This window comes from Streptococcus ictaluri 707-05, assembly GCF_000188015.2.
Lineage (GTDB): Bacteria > Bacillota > Bacilli > Lactobacillales > Streptococcaceae > Streptococcus > Streptococcus ictaluri.
In genome coordinates, this window is the sequence record NZ_AEUX02000007.1 from 351,346 (window position 1) to 369,606 (window position 18,261).

Annotated in this window: 16 protein-coding genes, 1 tRNA gene and 4 pseudogenes; 19 read left to right on the forward strand and 2 right to left on the reverse strand. The window is 36.4% G+C overall.

What is annotated here, in order from left to right:
- The first annotated feature begins 257 nt into the window (after positions 1 to 257).
- The 10 genes and pseudogenes from STRIC_RS09505 (at position 258) to STRIC_RS09545 (ending at position 7,810) form a co-directional block, all read left to right on the forward strand.
- Entirely contained in the window at positions 258 to 1,667 is a 1,410-nt protein-coding gene (locus STRIC_RS09505) for an alpha-amylase family protein (RefSeq protein WP_008089856.1), read from the forward strand.
- Positions 1,668 to 1,830: 163 nt separating this feature from the next.
- Positions 1,831 to 3,114 (forward strand): trigger factor, encoded by a 1,284-nt coding sequence (gene tig, locus STRIC_RS09510; RefSeq protein WP_008090131.1) that lies wholly within the window; start codon positions 1,831 to 1,833, stop codon positions 3,112 to 3,114.
- 353 nt (positions 3,115 to 3,467) lie between these two features.
- Positions 3,468 to 4,010 carry a hypothetical protein gene (locus STRIC_RS09515; RefSeq protein ID WP_008090321.1) on the forward strand — a complete coding sequence of 181 codons (543 nt, stop codon included), beginning with the start codon at positions 3,468 to 3,470 and terminating at the stop codon, positions 4,008 to 4,010.
- Position 4,011: 1 nt separating this feature from the next.
- On the forward strand, positions 4,012 to 4,137 hold the full coding sequence (locus tag STRIC_RS13085; RefSeq protein WP_407635925.1) for a hypothetical protein: 126 nt from the start codon (positions 4,012 to 4,014) through the stop codon (positions 4,135 to 4,137).
- Positions 4,112 to 5,341: pseudogene (locus tag STRIC_RS09520) on the forward strand (primase C-terminal domain-containing protein); the annotation flags it as partial. The gene STRIC_RS13085 and the pseudogene STRIC_RS09520, both read left to right, overlap by 26 nt.
- Positions 5,342 to 5,444: 103 nt before the next feature.
- Positions 5,445 to 5,648, forward strand: coding sequence for a hypothetical protein (locus STRIC_RS09525; RefSeq protein ID WP_008089651.1), 204 nt, complete (start codon positions 5,445 to 5,447; stop codon positions 5,646 to 5,648).
- Positions 5,649 to 5,761: 113 nt separating this feature from the next.
- A complete protein-coding gene (locus STRIC_RS09530) occupies positions 5,762 to 6,625 on the forward strand; it encodes an IS982 family transposase (RefSeq protein ID WP_008087066.1) in 864 nt (287 codons plus the stop codon).
- 36 nt (positions 6,626 to 6,661) lie between these two features.
- Positions 6,662 to 7,030, forward strand: a complete 369-nt coding sequence (locus tag STRIC_RS09535) for a hypothetical protein (RefSeq protein WP_008089912.1) — start codon at positions 6,662 to 6,664, stop codon at positions 7,028 to 7,030.
- Between the two features lie 3 nt (positions 7,031 to 7,033).
- Positions 7,034 to 7,444 carry a hypothetical protein gene (locus tag STRIC_RS09540; protein WP_008090245.1) on the forward strand — a complete coding sequence of 137 codons (411 nt, stop codon included), beginning with the start codon at positions 7,034 to 7,036 and terminating at the stop codon, positions 7,442 to 7,444.
- A 12-nt stretch (positions 7,445 to 7,456) separates the two neighbouring features.
- The gene (locus tag STRIC_RS09545) at positions 7,457 to 7,810 is read left to right on the forward strand and encodes a hypothetical protein (protein ID WP_008090425.1); all 354 of its coding nucleotides are present in this window, start codon (positions 7,457 to 7,459) and stop codon (positions 7,808 to 7,810) included.
- Here STRIC_RS09545 and STRIC_RS09550 read toward each other — a convergent pair.
- Entirely contained in the window at positions 7,786 to 8,697 is a 912-nt protein-coding gene (locus STRIC_RS09550; RefSeq protein ID WP_008089711.1) for a hypothetical protein, read from the reverse strand. The two genes, STRIC_RS09545 and STRIC_RS09550, sit on opposite strands and share 25 nt — an antisense overlap.
- A 204-nt stretch (positions 8,698 to 8,901) precedes the next feature.
- A pseudogene (locus STRIC_RS12755) lies at positions 8,902 to 9,219 on the reverse strand (tyrosine-type recombinase/integrase); the annotation flags it as partial.
- Between the two features lie 87 nt (positions 9,220 to 9,306).
- On the opposite strand from STRIC_RS12755, the gene STRIC_RS09560 reads away from it, so the two are divergent.
- The 9 genes and pseudogenes from STRIC_RS09560 (at position 9,307) to STRIC_RS09600 (ending at position 18,195) form a co-directional block, all read left to right on the forward strand.
- Positions 9,307 to 10,290 carry an IS30 family transposase gene (locus STRIC_RS09560; RefSeq protein WP_050897404.1) on the forward strand — a complete coding sequence of 328 codons (984 nt, stop codon included), beginning with the start codon at positions 9,307 to 9,309 and terminating at the stop codon, positions 10,288 to 10,290.
- Positions 10,291 to 10,737: 447 nt separating this feature from the next.
- Positions 10,738 to 11,301, forward strand: coding sequence for a DNA-directed RNA polymerase subunit delta (rpoE, locus tag STRIC_RS09565; RefSeq protein ID WP_008090029.1), 564 nt, complete (start codon positions 10,738 to 10,740; stop codon positions 11,299 to 11,301).
- A 256-nt stretch (positions 11,302 to 11,557) separates the two neighbouring features.
- A complete protein-coding gene (locus STRIC_RS09570) occupies positions 11,558 to 13,162 on the forward strand; it encodes a CTP synthase (RefSeq protein ID WP_008089680.1) in 1,605 nt (534 codons plus the stop codon).
- A 65-nt stretch (positions 13,163 to 13,227) separates the two neighbouring features.
- A pseudogene (locus STRIC_RS09575) lies at positions 13,228 to 14,985 on the forward strand (LytS/YhcK type 5TM receptor domain-containing protein).
- Positions 14,982 to 15,707, forward strand: coding sequence for a LytR/AlgR family response regulator transcription factor (locus STRIC_RS09580; protein ID WP_008090022.1), 726 nt, complete (start codon positions 14,982 to 14,984; stop codon positions 15,705 to 15,707). Before STRIC_RS09575 ends, STRIC_RS09580 begins: the two are co-directional and overlap by 4 nt.
- Before the next feature lie 128 nt (positions 15,708 to 15,835).
- Positions 15,836 to 16,285 (forward strand): antiholin-like murein hydrolase modulator LrgA, encoded by a 450-nt coding sequence (gene lrgA / locus STRIC_RS09585; RefSeq protein WP_008090087.1) that lies wholly within the window; start codon positions 15,836 to 15,838, stop codon positions 16,283 to 16,285.
- A 33-nt stretch (positions 16,286 to 16,318) separates the two neighbouring features.
- Positions 16,319 to 17,005 (forward strand): annotated as a pseudogene (gene lrgB, locus STRIC_RS09590) (antiholin-like protein LrgB).
- A 124-nt stretch (positions 17,006 to 17,129) separates the two neighbouring features.
- Positions 17,130 to 18,056 carry an alpha/beta hydrolase gene (locus STRIC_RS09595; protein ID WP_008090273.1) on the forward strand — a complete coding sequence of 309 codons (927 nt, stop codon included), beginning with the start codon at positions 17,130 to 17,132 and terminating at the stop codon, positions 18,054 to 18,056.
- Between the two features lie 53 nt (positions 18,057 to 18,109).
- Positions 18,110 to 18,195: transfer RNA gene (locus STRIC_RS09600), tRNA-Leu, on the forward strand.
- Positions 18,196 to 18,261: the final 66 nt, after the last annotated feature.

The following is an 18,261-nucleotide window of genomic DNA, read 5'->3' on the forward strand; positions in this document are numbered from 1 at the left end:
TACTTAATAGGGAAGAGAGTTGACTTTCATCTAAAGTGGATTGTGAAAGAATAAGCTGTGTGTGAATCTTGGAAATTTTCAGTAATATTTTTTTATTAATACAAATATTTTTTTATAATTAAAATGCTATTAAAATTAAAATAAGTATGCTATATTGATTTCCAATAGGACCTATTATTGTTTGCAAACAGGAGGGAAAGAAAGCTAAATTTTTTTACGTAATTATGTAAACGCTTGCAAAAAGAACAGAGATTTCTATGGTGACACATCTCATAACTCAAGTTTTAACAGAATTATCGGTTTTAGGCCTAACAGTTAGTTTAGCGACTTCAGCTTCTTTTTTAAATACTAATCAGGTTCAAGCAGATACTCATGATAAAGTATCAAGTGCTTTAGAAATGAAAGATGGCGCTATCTTACATGCTTGGTGTTGGTCCTTTAATACCATCAAGGCTAATTTACCAGCTATTAAGGAAGCTGGCTACACAAGTATTCAAACGTCTCCTATAAATAAGGTCATTGAAGGAAATGGCAGTAATAAGAGTTTAAAAAATTGGTATTTTCATTATCAACCTACCGATTACAGTATTGGGAATTATCAACTTGGGACAGAAGAAGAATTTAAAGCTATGGCTAAGGAGGCAGACAAGTATGGAATCAACATCATTGTAGATGCTGTTTTAAATCATACTACTTCTGATATCAATGCTGTAAGTGCAGAAATTAAAGCCATTCCTAATTGGACACATGGAAGTACTGAAATTAAAGATTTTAATGATCGTTTTCAATTAACTCAACGAGCTTTACTGGGGCTATATGATTGGAATACTCAAGATAAGGCTGTTCAAGAATACCTCCATAATTATTTTAAACGGGCTGTAGCAGCAGGTGCAGATGGTTTTAGATATGATGCTGCCAAACATATTGAGTTACCTGGAGAATACAATAGCAATTTTTGGACAGTTATCTTAAACAATGGTGCAAAATTTCAATATGGAGAAATTCTTCAAGGAGGAGCTTCTTGTGAAAATGAATATGGTAAGTTAATGAGTGTAACGGCTTCTAATTATGGAAGATTTCTACGACAAGTCATTAGTCAAGGTTATGTAAAAGACGCTGACTTAATTGATTTTCAAGTAGATGGCGTCTCAGAAGATAATTTAGTGACATGGGTTGAATCACATGATACTTATGCGAATAAGGAAGAAGAGTCAACTAAGTTAAATGATCAAGATATCAAACTCGGTTGGGGTATCGTAGCCTCTCGTAAAGAGGGAGCACCTTTATTCTTTTCACGCCCTCGTGGAGGTGGCGGGGGAAATGATGCTCAGTTCCCCGAAAAAAGCCAGCTTGGAGATGCAGGGAGTGATCTTTACAAAGACCCTACTATTGTAGCTATCAATCAGTTTCGTAATAGGATGAATGGACAAGAAGAATATATTAGAAATGCTGGTACAGACCAAGGATTAGTAATGGTTGAGAGAGGTCAAAAAGGAGCTGTTATAACCAATTTAACGATAGATAATAAACCGATTTCTTCAGAGACTACCCTTAGAGATGGGGAATATAAGGATGTTTTATCAGGACAGGTGTATAAAGTTTCCAATAAACAGATAAAAGGTGAGATCGCTAAGAGATCAGTTGCTATTCTTTACCCAGCTAGTTAAAAGAAGATTTCTTCATTCAACAAATGCGCTCTTTTATAGTAGGGCGCATTTTTGGTGAGAAGCGACTAGCAATAGCTTCTTTTCACGCATAAAAAACTTTAAAAACGCTTTAAAATATGTTAAAATGAACTGTATCTAAATTATTTTAAGGAGAAATGACTTAATGTCTACATCATTTGAGAACAAAGCTACAAATCGTGGCGTGATTACATTTACAATTGGTCAAGATAAAATCAAACCAGCTCTTGATCAAGCATTTAATAAAATTAAGAAAGACTTGAACGTACCAGGTTTCCGTAAAGGTCACATGCCACGTCCAGTATTCAACCAAAAATTTGGTGAAGAAGTCCTTTACGAAGATGCTTTGAACATTGTCTTGCCAGAAGCTTATGAAGCTGCTGTTTCAGAACTTGGTTTAGACGTGGTTGCACAACCAAAAATTGATGTTGTTTCAATGGAAAAAGGTCAAGAGTGGACTCTTACTGCTGAAGTGGTTACAAAACCAGAAGTGAAACTTGGTGATTACAAAGACCTTTCTGTAGAAGTAGAAGCTTCAAAAGAAGTTTCTGATGACGAAATCGATGCAAAAATCGAAACAGAACGTAAAAACCTTGCAGAACTAGTAGTGAAAGAAGAAGCTGCAGTTGAAGGTGACACAGTTGTTATTGACTTTGTTGGTTCTGTTGATGGTGTTGAATTTGACGGTGGTAAAGGTGACAACTTCTCACTTGAGCTTGGTTCAGGACAATTCATTCCAGGTTTTGAAGAGCAATTGGTTGGTTCAAAAGCTGGTGACACAGTAGAAGTTAATGTTACTTTCCCAGAAGCTTACCAAGCTGAAGATCTTGCTGGTAAAGATGCTAAATTCGTGACAACAGTTCATGAAGTTAAAGCTAAAGAAGTTCCTGCTCTTGATGATGAGCTTGCTAAAGACATCGATGAGGAAGTTGAAACTCTTGATGAATTAAAAGCTAAATACCGTAAAGAACTTGAAGCAGCTAAAGAAATGGCTTACGAAGATGCTGTTGAAAGTGCAGCTATCGAATTGGCTGTTGAAAATGCTGAAATCGTTGAATTGCCAGAAGAAATGGTTCACGATGAAGTGCATCGCTCAATGAATGAATTTATGGGCAACATGCAACGTCAAGGAATCTCGCCTGAAATGTACTTCCAATTGACTGGTACAACTCAAGAAGATTTACATAACCAATATTCAGCTGAAGCTGACAAACGTGTTAAAACCAACCTTGTTATTGAAGCAATTGCAAAAGCAGAAGGTTTTGAAGCTAGCGACGAAGAAATTGAAAAAGAAATCAATGATCTTGCAACTGAGTACAACATGCCAGTTGAACAAGTTCGCTCACTTCTTTCAGCTGATATGTTGAAACACGATATTGCTATGAAAAAAGCAGTTGAAGTAATCACAAGTTCAGCAAAAGTTAAGTAATGATTTGACTTCGGTCATTGACATAATGAATAGAACTTAGACCTTTTCTAGGTTCTATTTTTATTTTTAGAAAAAGTCTGAAAATAAAGGGTCAAAGGCTTGATGTAAGTGGTAAGAGTTTTTAGAATAGAAAATAATTTAAGGAGAACAGAGAAATCTGTTCTCTTTTTGTTCGCTTAAATTTCAAAGAAAGGTGAAGTGAACATGGAAGGTATTGAAATTATTTTAGATATTGAAACTCTTGAAATTTTTCAAATCATTGATCACGGTAATTCTACAGCTGATGAAGAAGTGCATGAACAATTAACTTTATTTTAAATATATTAATTTCATTATCTTAGAGGATGCTGCTTATGAAAAAGAATAGTTTATATGAACAGTTAATTAATAGTGAGCCGATGGGATTTATTGATCCTCTGACTGATTTAGGTGAATTTGATATTTTTCAAATGAAGTTTAAAAAACCAGTTAGACATTTAAAAAATAAGTATTCAGGGAAACCATACTCTCTGCATTGGCAAAACAAGATAGAGGATATGAGGTCTCTATTTATCAAGTATCAAGAAAGCTTAAGAGAAGATGTAAAAGAAGAAATCGTTATTAGTAGTAGGGCCAGGAATCATGAAAATAAGGAATATTTAAATGAAATTGTAACCACCTACTTAAAACTAGGTTTTAAATTTCCTGAAATTGAAAAACGAGTATCTTTATCAGTAAAACGATTACGAAACCACTGGAACAGAAGAGACTACATTTCCAGTCATAAATTAGTAATTTATCATAAAGATGATTTAAAAGTTGGCCATTATGAAACTAGAGAAAATTTACCGAGAAATTTAGGAGTTCAATATAAATGCTTGATAGTTCAGGAAATGAAAGAGGATTTTTACAAATAAAATGAATGCAATTAAACAACAGATTGAATCCTTAATTGAAGACTTAGAAAACTATAGCCAATCGCTTGCTGATTTGTCAAAAGGACAGTATGATTTGTTGAATCAGACGTGGCCACTCAGAAGATAATCTAAGACAGATTAATACATTCTACATTGATTTTGATATTACTTCTTCAGCTGAAGAAATGACTTCTGGAGATATTTTAACGGCAGCCATTGATTTAGGATTTATGCCAACATTGATTTTAAAATCGGACAAGGGCTATCAAGCTTATTTCGGATTGGATAGACAAGCATATGTGACGACGCATTCAGAATTCAGAGTTGTAAAGGTGGCCAAGGCTATCTCGCAAAACTTGAGAAATTATTTTGCACAAACATTGCCAGTAGATATGACGTGCAACCATTTTGGTATTGCACGTATGCCACGAACGGACAATATAGAGTTTTTCCATGCTGATTATACTTATTCATTTCAGGAGTGGCTAGATTGGTCAATGAAGCAGTCTGCTTTACCTTTTCCTAGCAATAAACCTAATTTAACGGTTATTTCGGGATCTGAAGGTATCAGACAGATAGATGAACCTTGGTACCAGCTTTTGATGAGAGAGGCAGGTATTAGAGGAGAAAAGGCTCTGATGGGAAGAAACAATGTGTTATTTACTTTAGCACTGGCCAACTTTTCATCTGGTGTCTCTCAGGGGGATTGTGAGAGCATTTTAGCTGATTTTAATGGACAATTAGCCGAACCACTCTCCTCAGCCGAATTTTCAAAGATTATTTTTTCAGCTTACTCGGGTAGATATGAGGCAGCAAGTCGAGATTACATTAAACTACTATGTAAAGCATGGGTTAATGAGAATCTAAAAGCCTCAGAGTTATTTACAAATCAAAAGTGGCATAAATTCAAAAAGAAACGTGCTGATCGCAAGCATAGCCATCTTCATGAGTGGAAAGCTGATGTTATGACTTATTTGGAAGGTTATTTTCAAACAGAAGATCCATTTATTCAAACAACAAAAAAAGCTATCAGAGAAGAATTAAATATTCCTGAGAGATCATTAGATAAAGTATTAAAAGCACTAAAAGCTGATCGCAAAATTTTCTTTGTGGTTAAATCTGGACGAGGAGGAGGAATCAGACTAGCTTCCGTTAAAGCAATTGTTCTTTCTCTTATTCAGATAAAAAAAGAGCACCAGGAGGCTTATTTTGCTAATATTGCTGCTTTCTTTGAAGAAAGTATAGGATTCACTAAAAGGGTGATAGAAGGGGTTAAAAATGGGCTTAAACAAGAAAGACAGTTATCTCTATTTGAGGCTGACATTGGGTAGTTGATAAAACCCGCAAACTGCCATTACATTATATCTATGATACGAGTAAAGAGATTAGTATTGTACTACTAAAGAACTAATAATGAAAAAAGGAGTCTTGAAAATGAAATATATTATTTTTAGTTTTGAATCAGGAGATTATTTAAGTGATGAAAATGGACATTTAATCGTTTTTGAAAGTCAAGGATTAGCATGCCAATATTTACAACGTCATTGTCATATTGTTATGCCAGTTTCAAAAACAAAGAAGTTTACTAATTATCCACCATACTATGCAGCACCTTATCGTTTTCATCAAGTAAGTTAGGAGAAGAATATGGAAAAACAATATTACCCGTGGTACTAGTTAATCTCAAAATACAATAAAAAGCCCAAAAGGACTATACTGTAAGTGCCTACACAAACAGGAGGTTAGTCCAAATGAGCCACTTACAGTATACAGCTAAATCCCATCACTTACAATGGAATATGCGTCAATTATCAAAAATTTGTTCTCAGTTTTATCAGGATTATTGTCCGGAAGACTTCAAACACCGTCGTAACGTCTGTCTGTCCAAAGTTTCAGACCAATCTCTTCTAGTTTTACTGCTATTACAAGCTGAACTAGGTATTAAATCACAACGTCACTTTTATAGGATTTGTCAGCTATTTCCCTGCGGTACATTACTAGAAAGAAGTCGCTTTAATAGGCGTGCAAGACAGTTGATTTGGCTGGTTCAAGTGATTCGTCAGGCAATGAACACTCAAATTTCTCCCAATACCATTGTTATTATAGACAGCTTTCCTTTGCCACTTTGTCAATCTATTCGTAACCACAGGGTCAGACTTTTCAATGGGATAGCTAATATTGGTTACACCGCCTCTAAACATATGTGGTTTTACGGTTTTAAGGTTCACATGCTAGTGACCTTATCAGGCTACATCCTGAATTATGTTGTCAGCCCAGCCTCTGTTCATGATATTAAGGCAGTTTACGAGTTGCTAGAAAGGTGTGAACAATCCGTCATTTTAGCAGACTTAGGTTACCTTAACCGTGAGCTGAAAGATGAGTTGAAGCAAAATGGCTATCACCTCTGGACTCCCTTGCGTCAAAATATGGAAGGGGCTAAACAGCATAATCATTGGAAACTAATGGCTATGAGACGAACCATTGAGACTAGATTTTCAGAACTTTGTTCCCTTTTTGATATGGAACGAACACTGGCTAGGGGCATGACAGGGCTGCAATTGAGGATTGAACAAATCATACTAGCTTACAATTTGAGATATTTTGAAATTAACTAGCACCATGGGTAATATTATATTATTAGAGGGTTTTACTTGACGGGGTTTGGACAAGAACCTAGAGTAAATTATTTTAAAATAGATTCTGATCATCCAGAATTTGACTTAGTACAAGCAGGTGATGTCTGCTTAACTTTTTATCAAGATAACTCAGTAATAACCAGTCTACCTGCGCTTATTAGAGTAGATGGAGTAATTACTAATGATAAGCAGGTTCAAGATTTTTTAAAAACAGAAAAAGTAGAGCATATTCCCTTTATGCCAATCGTGCAGATCTATCCATCTTTTGATCCCTTAATGTTTAGTAAGTTGATGTCGACATGTAATAAAATGACTGAAGAAGTGAGGAAACAGTCAGAATTTCATTTTGTTCAGAGTAGTATTTTTGATTTTATTGAGGAGTAAAATATGAGACGTACAGGAATTATTTTAGGCATAGGAGGCTTACTAATTATACTTGGTTTAGGAGTCTATTTTAGTATAGGACATAATTATGAAAATCAGTTGACGCAGGATGATTACTCTAATGTTCTTGATTTAAAAACTTATAACATTGTTTGTTATAAGAAAGGGTGTCCATTTTGCGAAAGTAGTCAGACAGCTATTTTGAAGGCAAAGAAAAAAAGTCCAATCACAACATTTTTTGTTGATGTGGACTCAAAAGAAGGTCAAAAAGTTGTTAAAAAATATAGTATAGAAAAGGCATATTCTATTATTGTTGTCCGGGAAAATTTTGCTAAAGTTTATCGATATGCATATAAAGAAAATGGTAAGATTGGTCCCAACACAGATGTTATTAATCAATCTTTTAGAAAGTAAAATGGTGTAATCATGGAAATATTAGAATTAGATCCTAAGTTTTTTGTAAACTCAGGTAAAACAGCGCCTTATAAGGTGACAGAAATTATTGGTAAAGATTATCCAGATGATTTTTTAACACCAGGCGAGGAAAAAAGTTTCCTTATTTTAAACAAAGAAAAAGCATGGATTGTTCACTCAGATTCATTGGTATCCGTAGCTGAGGAGTTAGAAAGTTATTTAGGTTTGTCTGTTGATGATTTCATTATGATTTCGCTTGGGACAAAATATCATAAAAGATTTTGTTTTAGTGATAATTACGAGATTTGGGAAAAATATTTTGTGAAATTAAGAGAAGCATATTATTCTGACCAGTCCTCAAAATAGAGATTTCCTAACAATTTGTGATCAGACTTATCTGTTTTGTAAATTCTAATTTTTGAATTAGATGTCACAAAAAACCTTCCCCAAACATAAAGATGAAAAGGAACTCCGGTCTGATAATACTTCAATAGTTTTCGATGTTGTTGAGAAGTATCTGTTAAAACATCGACCGCAATAAAAACTGCTGGATTTTCAAAATAAACATTTTCAAGTTGGCATTTTTGATCAAGCTCTAATAATAGTAATTCTTTTCCATCTTTGGTCTTAACCTTTTTGGAAAAGGCTTTACCGTGATAAACTTTTAGGTCCAATGATAGCTTATAGTTTCCGTATCGTAACTCTTGAAAGAAAGTTTTAAGCGGTGCTACTGTACCGTTAAAATTAACGATATCATTTGGATGAGAATGGAACTGATTGACAGTTGATGATAATTTTGAAAGCTGGGTAGGTCGTTGTTTAACTACTGGAGACTCAAAATCAGATTGATATGTTCGCCTGGTTTTTCCACTTGAAGAGGTTTGTTGAAGATTCCCAACGTCTTCATAAGATGTTGGATTACTCGTAGATAAATTGATAATAATGTCTTTAGAAGGTTTATAAGTTTGTTCTGCTTGCTGTTTAGTAGAATGTTTTGAAACTTTAGTTATTTTAGAAATATTTGGACACAAGTTGCTATGTTTGTCATCATATCCACTACGATATTTAAAGTAAGGAGGAACTTTCCACTTATCAGGAGTATTCCTTACATTAACTAAAGTTACAGGAACTGGACAGTTTTGATCACATCTGAATTCATCTGAATCTAGTGGCTGAGAGTGGAAATAAGCATAGGCTTTTTCAGGCGAAATATCATCTTTAAAATGTTTTGAGAAAGCATGGTCGTGCTTCATCTGTATCACCTCTTATCTTAATTACTTTTATTTTACCACTTACATATATAATAAAGAAAGCGTATTTTACTATGATAGAAAAAATAGAAAACAAGTATCAGTTTACCCAGTAGCTAAATAATTGTTTAACATCGCATTACATAAGGCCTTCCGACTTTTCGGAAGGCTTTTTTTTGTTTTGGTACCCATTTTGGTACCCATATTCTAAAAGCCAATGTAGGATGCGAATTTATCTGCTACTTTATTTTTAGCTTTTTGTGTGACATGGGTATAGATATCCATAGTAGTTTGTATGTTTTCGTGACCTAATCTTTCTTGGACCTCTTTTATTGTTGCTCCAGCTTCAAACAGTAGGGAGCAGTGGGTGTGTCTGAATCCGTGTGGAGTTATCCTTTTGAAGTCTGGATGCTTTCTCCAAATACGATTTAGCATGTTGTTGACATTAACGATACTTTTTGGATTGCCATCTTCATTTTTAAAAAGTAAGTCTTTTGTGCTATATTTTTGCCATTGTTTCAAAATCCCGCGTTGTAAAATGAAGTGCAACAAAAAAGACATGTTCGTCTGATATACTAGAATTCCCCAATTCAGTATGGAAAGCAGATGAACATGTCCAACATTAATTTTACCAGAAAATCATCCTATTCTCATCTTTCAGCCACAGAACGGGGTGAAATTGCTGCTTATCTTAAAATGGGAAAGAAACCCGCTGAGATTGCTCGACTCTTGGGTCGTCACCGTTCTACAATCTGCCGAGAAATAAAACGTGGTTCAGTAGAACAGGTAAAGGATAAGAATGGAAAACAAACCTTCTTCAACGCCTATTTCGCTGATAGTGGGCAACGTGTCTATGAAACCAATCGTCAAAAGAGTTCTTATCTCAAGTTGAATGACTGCTCCGCTAGGTTCATTGAACAATTAGAATCTGCCTTGACGGCTAACATTCGTCTCCATAGTGTGGATAGTTTTGTTCAGACTTACAAAGTGAACCATCCTGAAGAAGTCGTCCCCTCTACCAAAACGATTTATCATTATATCAAAGAGGGGGTATTAGCTATTAAACCAATCGATTTGCCTAAGATGGTTAGTATCAGAAAACGTTCTAAGAAAGTCATGAAGACGAATAAGAAGACTTTAGGTAAATCTATCGAAGAACGTCCAGAATATATTAATGATCGTTCTGAATTTGGGCATTGGGAGATTGATTTGGTTCTCGGCAAGAAAACCAAAGGTGAAGCTGTTATGTTGACTTTGGTAGAGCGCCAGACACGCTATGCACTAGGAGTTAAGCTAGAAGACAAGCAGTCCCAAACCATTAACCGAGCTGTCACGCATCTCATCAGTCAGTATCCTATTGCATCCATCACAGCGGATAATGGTTCTGAGTTTAGTTTACTCTCAAACTTAGAAGCTGTTGAAGTTTACTTTGCACATCCCTATTCTTCACATGAGAGAGGAAAAAACGAGAACTTCAATGGCCTCCTCAGAGAATATGTCCCTAAAGGAGTCTCACTTAATCCACTAACCTCTGAAGAACTTGACAATTATATTACTGCCATCAATGAGCGCCCAAGACGACTTCTTCAATATTAATCCTCAAAATTCCTGTTTGAGCTATCCCGAACAGCTTAACATCTGGAACTCTAGTTATCTATGAACTGGTTGCACTTGACTTGACAACTTGCGTAGGCTTATTTGTCGTGTCTTTTTCTTAAAAAAAGCTTGTTATTCCATTTGTAGTGTGCTATAATTGTACAAAAAAAGCGCAGTGGCGGTAACCACTACGCTTTACCGAGTAAGACCTTTTTCAACGCCCCTTACTCAGTCTTTATCATAAGATACAGGATAACTCCGAATCTGTCAAGACTGAGCAAAGGAAAATTTGTTCAGTCTTTTTAAAAAAAGAAACTCGGTAAGTTCTCCTTAATAGAAATTTGACAATTCTAAAAAATTTTTCCACTTACCGGCTTGATAAAAGCTTTGACGAAATGTCTTTTTTAGCGTAGAATAGTAAGGAATGATAAAATAAGGAGAACTGCCTTGAAATTAGACGTATTTGCAGGACAAGAAAAAAGCGAACTTTCCATGATTGAAGTAGCGCGTGCTATTTTAGAAGAGCGTGGTCGTGATAAAGAGATGTATTTCAGTGATTTAGTAAATGACATCCAAAATTATCTTGGAAAATCTGATGCAGACATTCGTCATGCCTTGCCATTTTTCTACACAGATTTGAATACGGATGGCTCTTTTATTCCACTTGGAGAGAACAAATGGGGACTTCGTTCTTGGTATGCGATTGACGAAATCGATGAAGAAATCATCACTTTAGAAGATGAAGAAGATGGGGCACCAAAACGTAAGAAAAAACGTGTTAATGCCTTTATGGATGGTGATGAAGACGCTATTGATTATAGTGATGACGATCCAGAAGATGAAGATTTTGCAGAAGAATCTCCTGAGATTGAATACGATGAAGAAGATCCAGAAGATGAAAAATCAGAAGTGGAATCTTATGACTCGGAATTAAATGAAATTATCCCAGAAGATGATTTTGAAGAAGTTGATCTTAACGAAGAAGAAGACGAAGAAGAAGACGAAGAGTAGAGAGATGCTTTTCTAATTCTTTGGATTTGACAAACTGCCTATTATAGTTTATATTATTATTCGGGCACCTCTTTAAGAGGTCGAGTAAAGCTCCCTAGTTAATAGGGGGCTATTTTTGTTTTTTCAAAAGAAGTTTCGTTTTAGTCGAACGCTTGTTTTCTATCTCAGGAAATTACCCCAAAGCGTACAGACTAGAATCAAAAAATAAGACAATTACTTATTCATAAGAATAAACAATAGAGTCAAGAGGAGTATTATGACAAAGTATATTTTTGTAACGGGTGGTGTGGTATCATCGATTGGTAAAGGGATTGTAGCAGCAAGTCTTGGACGATTATTAAAAAACCGTGGCTTAAAGGTTACTATTCAAAAATTTGATCCCTATATCAATATTGATCCGGGTACTATGAGCCCTTACCAGCACGGAGAAGTGTATGTGACAGATGATGGTGCTGAAACAGACCTGGACTTAGGGCACTACGAGCGATTTATTGATATCAATCTAAATAAATATTCTAACGTTACGACTGGTAAAATATACAGTGAAGTTCTTCGCAAGGAACGTAAAGGTGAGTATCTTGGTGCGACGGTTCAGGTCATTCCTCATATCACAGATGCCTTAAAAGAAAAGATTAAGCGCGCTGCAACTACTACGGACTCTGATGTTATTATTACTGAAGTCGGTGGTACAGTTGGAGATATTGAGAGCTTACCATTTTTAGAAGCGCTTCGTCAGATGAAATCAGATATGGGCTCAGACAATGTGATGTATATTCATACCACTCTTCTTCCTTATTTGAGAGCTGCAGGTGAAATGAAGACTAAGCCAACGCAACACTCTGTTAAAGAACTACGTGGTTTAGGTATTCAACCTAATATGCTGGTTATTCGTACAGAAGAACCTGTCGAACAAGGTATCAAACATAAGCTAGCTCAGTTTTGTGATGTCAGTCCAGAAGCTGTTATTGAATCTCGAGATGTGGAACACCTCTATCAGATTCCTCTAAATCTACAGGCCCAATCAATGGACCAAATTGTTTGTGACCACCTTAAAATAGAGGCACCAAAAGCTGATATGACGGAGTGGTCAGCTATGGTAGATAAAGTCATGTCACTTCAAAAAACCACAAAAATTGCTTTGGTTGGTAAATATGTTGAATTACCAGATGCTTATCTATCCGTTGTTGAAGCACTCAAGCACTCTGGCTATGTTAATGACACAGCGATTGACTTGGAATGGATTAATGCGAATGACTTAACTGCAGACAATGCACAGGACTTACTGGGCAAAGCAGATGGTATCATTGTGCCAGGTGGTTTTGGCCAACGCGGAACAGAAGGTAAGATTCAAGCGATTCGTTATGCGCGTGAGCATGATGTGCCAATGCTTGGGATATGTCTTGGCATGCAGTTAACCTGTGTGGAATTTGCCAGACACGTCTTGGCTTTAGAAGGAGCTAACTCTTTTGAATTAGATCCGAGCACCAAGTATCCGATTATTGATATTATGCGTGATCAAATTGATATTGAAGATATGGGTGGAACCTTGCGTTTAGGCTTATATCCATGTAAACTAAAAGCAGGATCACGCGCAGTTGTAGCTTATAACAACCAGGAAGTTGTGCAACGTCGTCATCGTCATCGCTACGAATTTAACAATGCCTTTCGTCAGCAATTTGAGGCAGCAGGTTTTGTTTTTTCAGGAGTTTCACCGGACAATCGTTTAGTCGAAATTGTTGAATTGCCAGATAAAAAATTCTTTGTAGCTGCTCAATATCATCCTGAATTACAAAGTCGTCCAAATCGTCCTGAAGAATTGTATACAGCATTTGTGACGGCAGCTGTTCAAAATAGTCACTAAAAAGTGTCCACCTTGTCTGTTAGTTAAAAAGGAATTTATCCTATAAATACTGAAAGAGGTCTAGCATGGTTTCACTATTTTTACCCTTACTGGAAAGAGTAGGATTAATTATTTTGCTGGCTAATCTATTAATGATTAGCCCTTTTTATAAAGGATTGATGTATGAAAGGTCCTCTACTAAGGTAAGTTGGATTTTGATTCTAACCTTTAGTATTTTTGCTATTATTAGTAATTTTACAGGCGTCTTGGTTGGTCAAGAGTTAGGGCTTGATAGCGGGGGGCTGCTCAATCTTTCTGCTCACACCTCTATTGCCAATACAAGGACGTTAACTATTGGCATGTCAGGTCTGATTGGAGGTCCCTTTGTTGGCTTCTTTGTTGGTTTAATCTCGGGCTTGGTTAGATGGCTACAAGGAGGAAGTGCTCCTTATACCTATTTCATTTCTTCCTTATTAATTGGTCTCTTGTCTGGATTAGTTGGGAAATTGAGTTTAAAAAATAACCGTTACCCTCAGGTTTGGCAGGGAAGTCTTTGCGGTGCTTTGATGGAAATTGTTCAAATGCTTTGCATTTTATGCTTCATTCCTAATAAAGCACAGGCTTGGTCTTTGATCCAATTGATTGCTTTACCAATGGTATTTGTAAATGCCTTGGGAACAGGGATTTTTCTCTCTATTATTTTAGGAACCCTTAGGCAGGAAGAGAGTACAAAAGCCATTCAGACCCATGATGTTCTTGAATTAGCCAATACAACCCTACCCTTTTTTAGACAAGGTTTGACAGAGGAATCGGCTCAAAAGGCCGCTCTTGAAATCAAAAAATTCATGCGCGTGTCCGCAGTCAGTGTTACCAATCGTCACTCTATTTTAGCCCATGTGGGGGCAGCAAGCGATCACCATATCCCAACTAAAGAAATCATTACAGATCTTTCCAAGCAGGTGATTGAAAGTGGGGAGATTCATGTGGTGAGACAGAAGTCTCAGATCGGATGCAGTCATCCAGATTGTCCATTGGAAGCTGCTATTGTGGTGCCATTATTTGTCAGAAAAAAAGTAGTGGGTAGCTTCAAATTGTACTTTACGGATGCTGAGAGTTTGACCTATGTGGAAGAGCAACTGGCTAGTGGGTTAGGTAATATCTTTTCATCTTAGCTGGAGTTGGGTCAGATGGCATTAGAGCAAGGCTTGTTGAAAGATGCCGAAATTAAGTCTTTGCAAGCGCAAGTCAATCCGCATTTTCTCTTTAATGCCATTAATACCATTTCGGCTTTGATGCGGTTTGATAGTGAAAAAGCTAGGCATTTGCTCTTGCAACTTGGTCATTATTTTAGAGCTAATATTAATAGTACCCGTCAAAATCTGGTTTCGATAGAGACCGAACTAAATCACCTAGAAGCCTATTTGACGATTGAGCAAGCGCGTTTTCCTAATCGTTACGATATTATGATTACTATTCCAGAAGATCTTAAAAGTGCCACTATCCCTCCTTTTTTGATTCAAATATTAGTTGAAAATGCCTTAAAGCATGCTTTTGTAGGCCGAAAATCTAATAACAAGGTCTGGGTTGAGGCTCAAAGAAAAAGAGATAAACAACTCGAATTAGTGGTAAGAGATAACGGTCAAGGTATTGAGCTACACAAATTGAAGTCTTTGGGCAAGGAAGTTGTGGCCTCCCAAGAAGGGACTGGCTCAGCTTTAGAAAACTTGAATAAGCGCTTAATCAGCCTTTACGGAGATAAAGCTTTCTTTGATATTAAGTCTAGTCAGGAAGGTTCTTGTTTTACCTTGATTATTCCTTTACAGCAATTGGAGGAGGAAAAATGAAAGTCGTAATTATAGATGATGAACCCCTAGCAAGAATGGAATTAGCCTTTTTGTTAGAGCAAACCCAACAGGTCGAAAGTATTTTTCAGGGAGAATCAATCGAAGATGCCCTACAATTAATCCTTACACAGCAACCAGACCTCTTGTTTTTAGATATTCATCTAACTGATGAGAGTGGATTGGATTTGGCGAAAACCGTGAGTTCTGTTTCCAACCCACCTTTGATTATCTTTGCGACAGCTTATGATAATCATGCTGTTGAGGCCTTTGAAGTCAATGCCCTTGATTACATTTTAAAGCCATTTGAGGGTTCTCGTATTCAAAAGGCAATTGAAAAAGCACAGCTGGCTTTGACTAATAAACAATCCTCATCTTCTAAGGAATCGCTGCAGCAAAAGGAACGTTTAACCATTGAAGTAGACGAGCGCATTTATTTGCTGCCCTTTTCTGAAATTGTTTATTGTGAGGTGCAGGGAAAAGAAACCACTGTTTATACGGCTAAAAAGCAGTATACCAGTCACATTAGCCTAGGGGCTATTGAAAAACAATTGAAGGCAAGTCGCTTTCTTAAGGTCCACCGTAGTTATTTGATTAATTTAGATGAAATCAAAGAGATTCAGCCTTGGTTTAATCAGACCTATCAAGTCACCATGTCAAATGGAGGCAAGGTTCCTGTTAGTCGTTCTTATCTGAAGCAGTTTAAAGAGCAAGTGGGACTCTAAAAATGTATCTTGAGACAAGATAAATGCATTTGGCGCTAGCATGAGAACGTTTTAGTCCAAAAAGAGCTTTTTAAGCTCTTTTTTCGTTATACTAAAACCATCAAAAGACATAGAAAAGGAGACTACCTATGAAAAAGAATTACTCTGTTATTTATCAAAGCGTTGTTATTGGCTCTATTGTGATGATCTCAAAAATCATTGAACTCTTATCTCCTATCAAAATGCCAGCATCTGTTATTGGCCTTGTTCTCTTGTTTATGGCATTATCGACTAATCTATTGAAATTGGAACAGGTTGAAAAAATCGGCGATGCTCTGGTCAACAACATTGGGTTATTCTTTGTACCGGCTGGTATTTCAGTTATCAATTCTTTTGGTCTATTGAAAGCTCACTTTTTCCTAACCATTGCCTTAATTGTCATTTCAACCTTATTACTATTAGTAGGTACAGGATGGATGACACAACTATTGATGCAAGTAGAAACTAAACCTATTACTGAAACAGGTCACAAGTTAGTCACTAAACAAGCCTTTCAAGGTAAAGGTTCCATCGTTCAAGGAAAATTATTAGCTAAATAAGCTTAAGAGGAGGAAGATATCAGGGCAGACTATATGACGATTTTAAAAGTATCCCCTATATTTGGTGTCCTCTTATCCATTGGAACTTTCTTCATTGGGCAGGTCCTATTTAAAAAAACCAAAGGTTTCTTTCTTTTTGCTCCTCTTTTTGTCGCAATGATTTTAGGGATTGCAACCTTGAGCGCTACAGGTATTAGCTTTGCTGACTATAACAAAGGAGGACAAATCATCAGTTTCTTTTTGGAACCTGCCACTATTTGTTTTGCCATTCCCTTGTATCGTAAACGCCAAGTCCTAAAAGATTATTGGCTTCAAATTATTGGAGGGCATTACCTTAGGAAGTATTGTGGCAGTTTATGGGATTTACATGGTGTCTGCCTTATTTAATCTTGGTAAAGTAGTTATGGCCTCTATGCTTCCACAACAGCTATTGCCATGCTAACTTCTCTAGCAATGGGAGGTTCAGCAGAGTTAACCTCTCTAGCTTGTATTTTAAATGGTGTTGTCATCTATGCCTTAGCGAAACCATTGATTAATCTCTTTAAAATCACAGATCCTATCGCTAGAGGATTAGCTCTTGGAACCGCAGGTCATGCCTTAGGTGTTTCTGCGGCAAAAGACTTTGGACAAGTAGAAGAGTCAATGGGGTCTATCGCACTAGTTGTTGTCGGAGTTATCGTGACAGTAGTGGTACCGATTATGGGAAATATTCTTCTTTAGGTCACCTTTCTCATTGATAAAATGACTAAATAACCATTGATAAAAAACGATTCAACCCTCTAAAAGGAATCTATTTGAGTAATAGAGCTTTCCTTTTTGAGGGTTTTCTTGTAAAATATTTGATATGAAAACAATTCGAATCTCAAAGTATTTATTTTTATTATTGCTCTTATTGACTTTAGCTAGTGTTGGAGCTAGTTTCCATTTTTTCCGGGTTGCTCAAGTTCGTGAAGAAAAATCTTTTATTAATAATAAAAAAAGAAGCACTGATAATCCCCTTTATCCTTCTGAAAAAGCCTTTGATCAATTGCCTAAAGAAAATCGTTACATGACGAATAGAGGTTTCAAACAAAAAGCTTGGTATCTTCCTGCTGCTAAGCAGAGCAACAAAACAGCGATTGTTGTCCATGGTTTTACCAATGATAAAGAAGACATGAAGCCATACGCCATGCTCTTTCATGAGCTAGGTTATAATGTCTTGATGCCAGATAATGAGGCTCACGGAGAAAGTCAAGGTAATCTTATTGGTTATGGTTGGAATGATCGTCTAAATGTTAAGAAGTGGTCGCAGTTATTAGTGTCAGAAAATAAAGACAGTCAGATAACACTATTTGGTGTCTCAATGGGGGCAGCCACTGTCATAATGGCAAGTGGTGAAAAGTTACCTGAACAAGTGATTAACATTATTGAAGATTGTGGTTATTCCAGTGTTTGGGATGAACTCAAATTTCAGGCGAAGGATATGTATAATTTACCAGCCTTTCCTTTATTATATGAAGTATCTGCTCTCTCAAAGATTCGTGCTGGCTTTAGTTATGGAGAAGCAAGTGCTGTTAAGCAATTGGCAAAAAATAAACGTCCTATCTTATTTATCCATGGGGGAAATGATAAATTTGTACCGACAGAGATGATTTATGATAATTATAGAGCTAGTAAAGGTCCCAAAGAAAAGCTAATTGTTAAGGAGGCAAAACATGCCAAATCTTATGAAACCAATCCTAAACAATACCAGGAAAAAATAGCTCGATTTTTAGAAAAATATAGTCAATAAGTATTGACAGATTTACTCATTGTTGCTATAATATTTTATATTGCTAATGAGTAGCGGGGATGGCGGAATTGGCAGACGCGCAGGACTAAGGATCCTGTGACCGCTTTAGGTCGTGAGGGTTCAAGTCCCTCTCTCCGCATAAGATGAGACAAGCTGAGCTTTGTCTCTTTTTTTGTTTTTCAAAGCCACATTATTTGACCAATTG

Bases quoted from the DNA above. Each gene is read 5' to 3' on its own strand.
- STRIC_RS09505 (WP_008089856.1), top strand. From the start codon at position 258: ATGGTGACACATCTCATAACTCAAGTTTTAACAGAATTATCGGTTTTA.
- tig (WP_008090131.1), top strand. From the start codon at position 1,831: ATGTCTACATCATTTGAGAACAAAGCTACAAATCGTGGCGTGATTACA.
- STRIC_RS09515 (WP_008090321.1), top strand. From the start codon at position 3,468: ATGAAAAAGAATAGTTTATATGAACAGTTAATTAATAGTGAGCCGATG.
- STRIC_RS13085 (WP_407635925.1), top strand. From the start codon at position 4,012: ATGAATGCAATTAAACAACAGATTGAATCCTTAATTGAAGACTTAGAA.
- STRIC_RS09525 (WP_008089651.1), top strand. From the start codon at position 5,445: ATGAAATATATTATTTTTAGTTTTGAATCAGGAGATTATTTAAGTGAT.
- STRIC_RS09530 (WP_008087066.1), top strand. From the start codon at position 5,762: ATGAGCCACTTACAGTATACAGCTAAATCCCATCACTTACAATGGAAT.
- STRIC_RS09540 (WP_008090245.1), top strand. From the start codon at position 7,034: ATGAGACGTACAGGAATTATTTTAGGCATAGGAGGCTTACTAATTATA.
- STRIC_RS09545 (WP_008090425.1), top strand. From the start codon at position 7,457: ATGGAAATATTAGAATTAGATCCTAAGTTTTTTGTAAACTCAGGTAAA.
- STRIC_RS09550 (WP_008089711.1), bottom strand. From the start codon at position 8,697: ATGAAGCACGACCATGCTTTCTCAAAACATTTTAAAGATGATATTTCG.
- STRIC_RS09560 (WP_050897404.1), top strand. From the start codon at position 9,307: ATGTCCAACATTAATTTTACCAGAAAATCATCCTATTCTCATCTTTCA.
- STRIC_RS09570 (WP_008089680.1), top strand. From the start codon at position 11,558: ATGACAAAGTATATTTTTGTAACGGGTGGTGTGGTATCATCGATTGGT.
- STRIC_RS09580 (WP_008090022.1), top strand. From the start codon at position 14,982: ATGAAAGTCGTAATTATAGATGATGAACCCCTAGCAAGAATGGAATTA.
- lrgA (WP_008090087.1), top strand. From the start codon at position 15,836: ATGAAAAAGAATTACTCTGTTATTTATCAAAGCGTTGTTATTGGCTCT.
- STRIC_RS09595 (WP_008090273.1), top strand. From the start codon at position 17,130: ATGAAAACAATTCGAATCTCAAAGTATTTATTTTTATTATTGCTCTTA.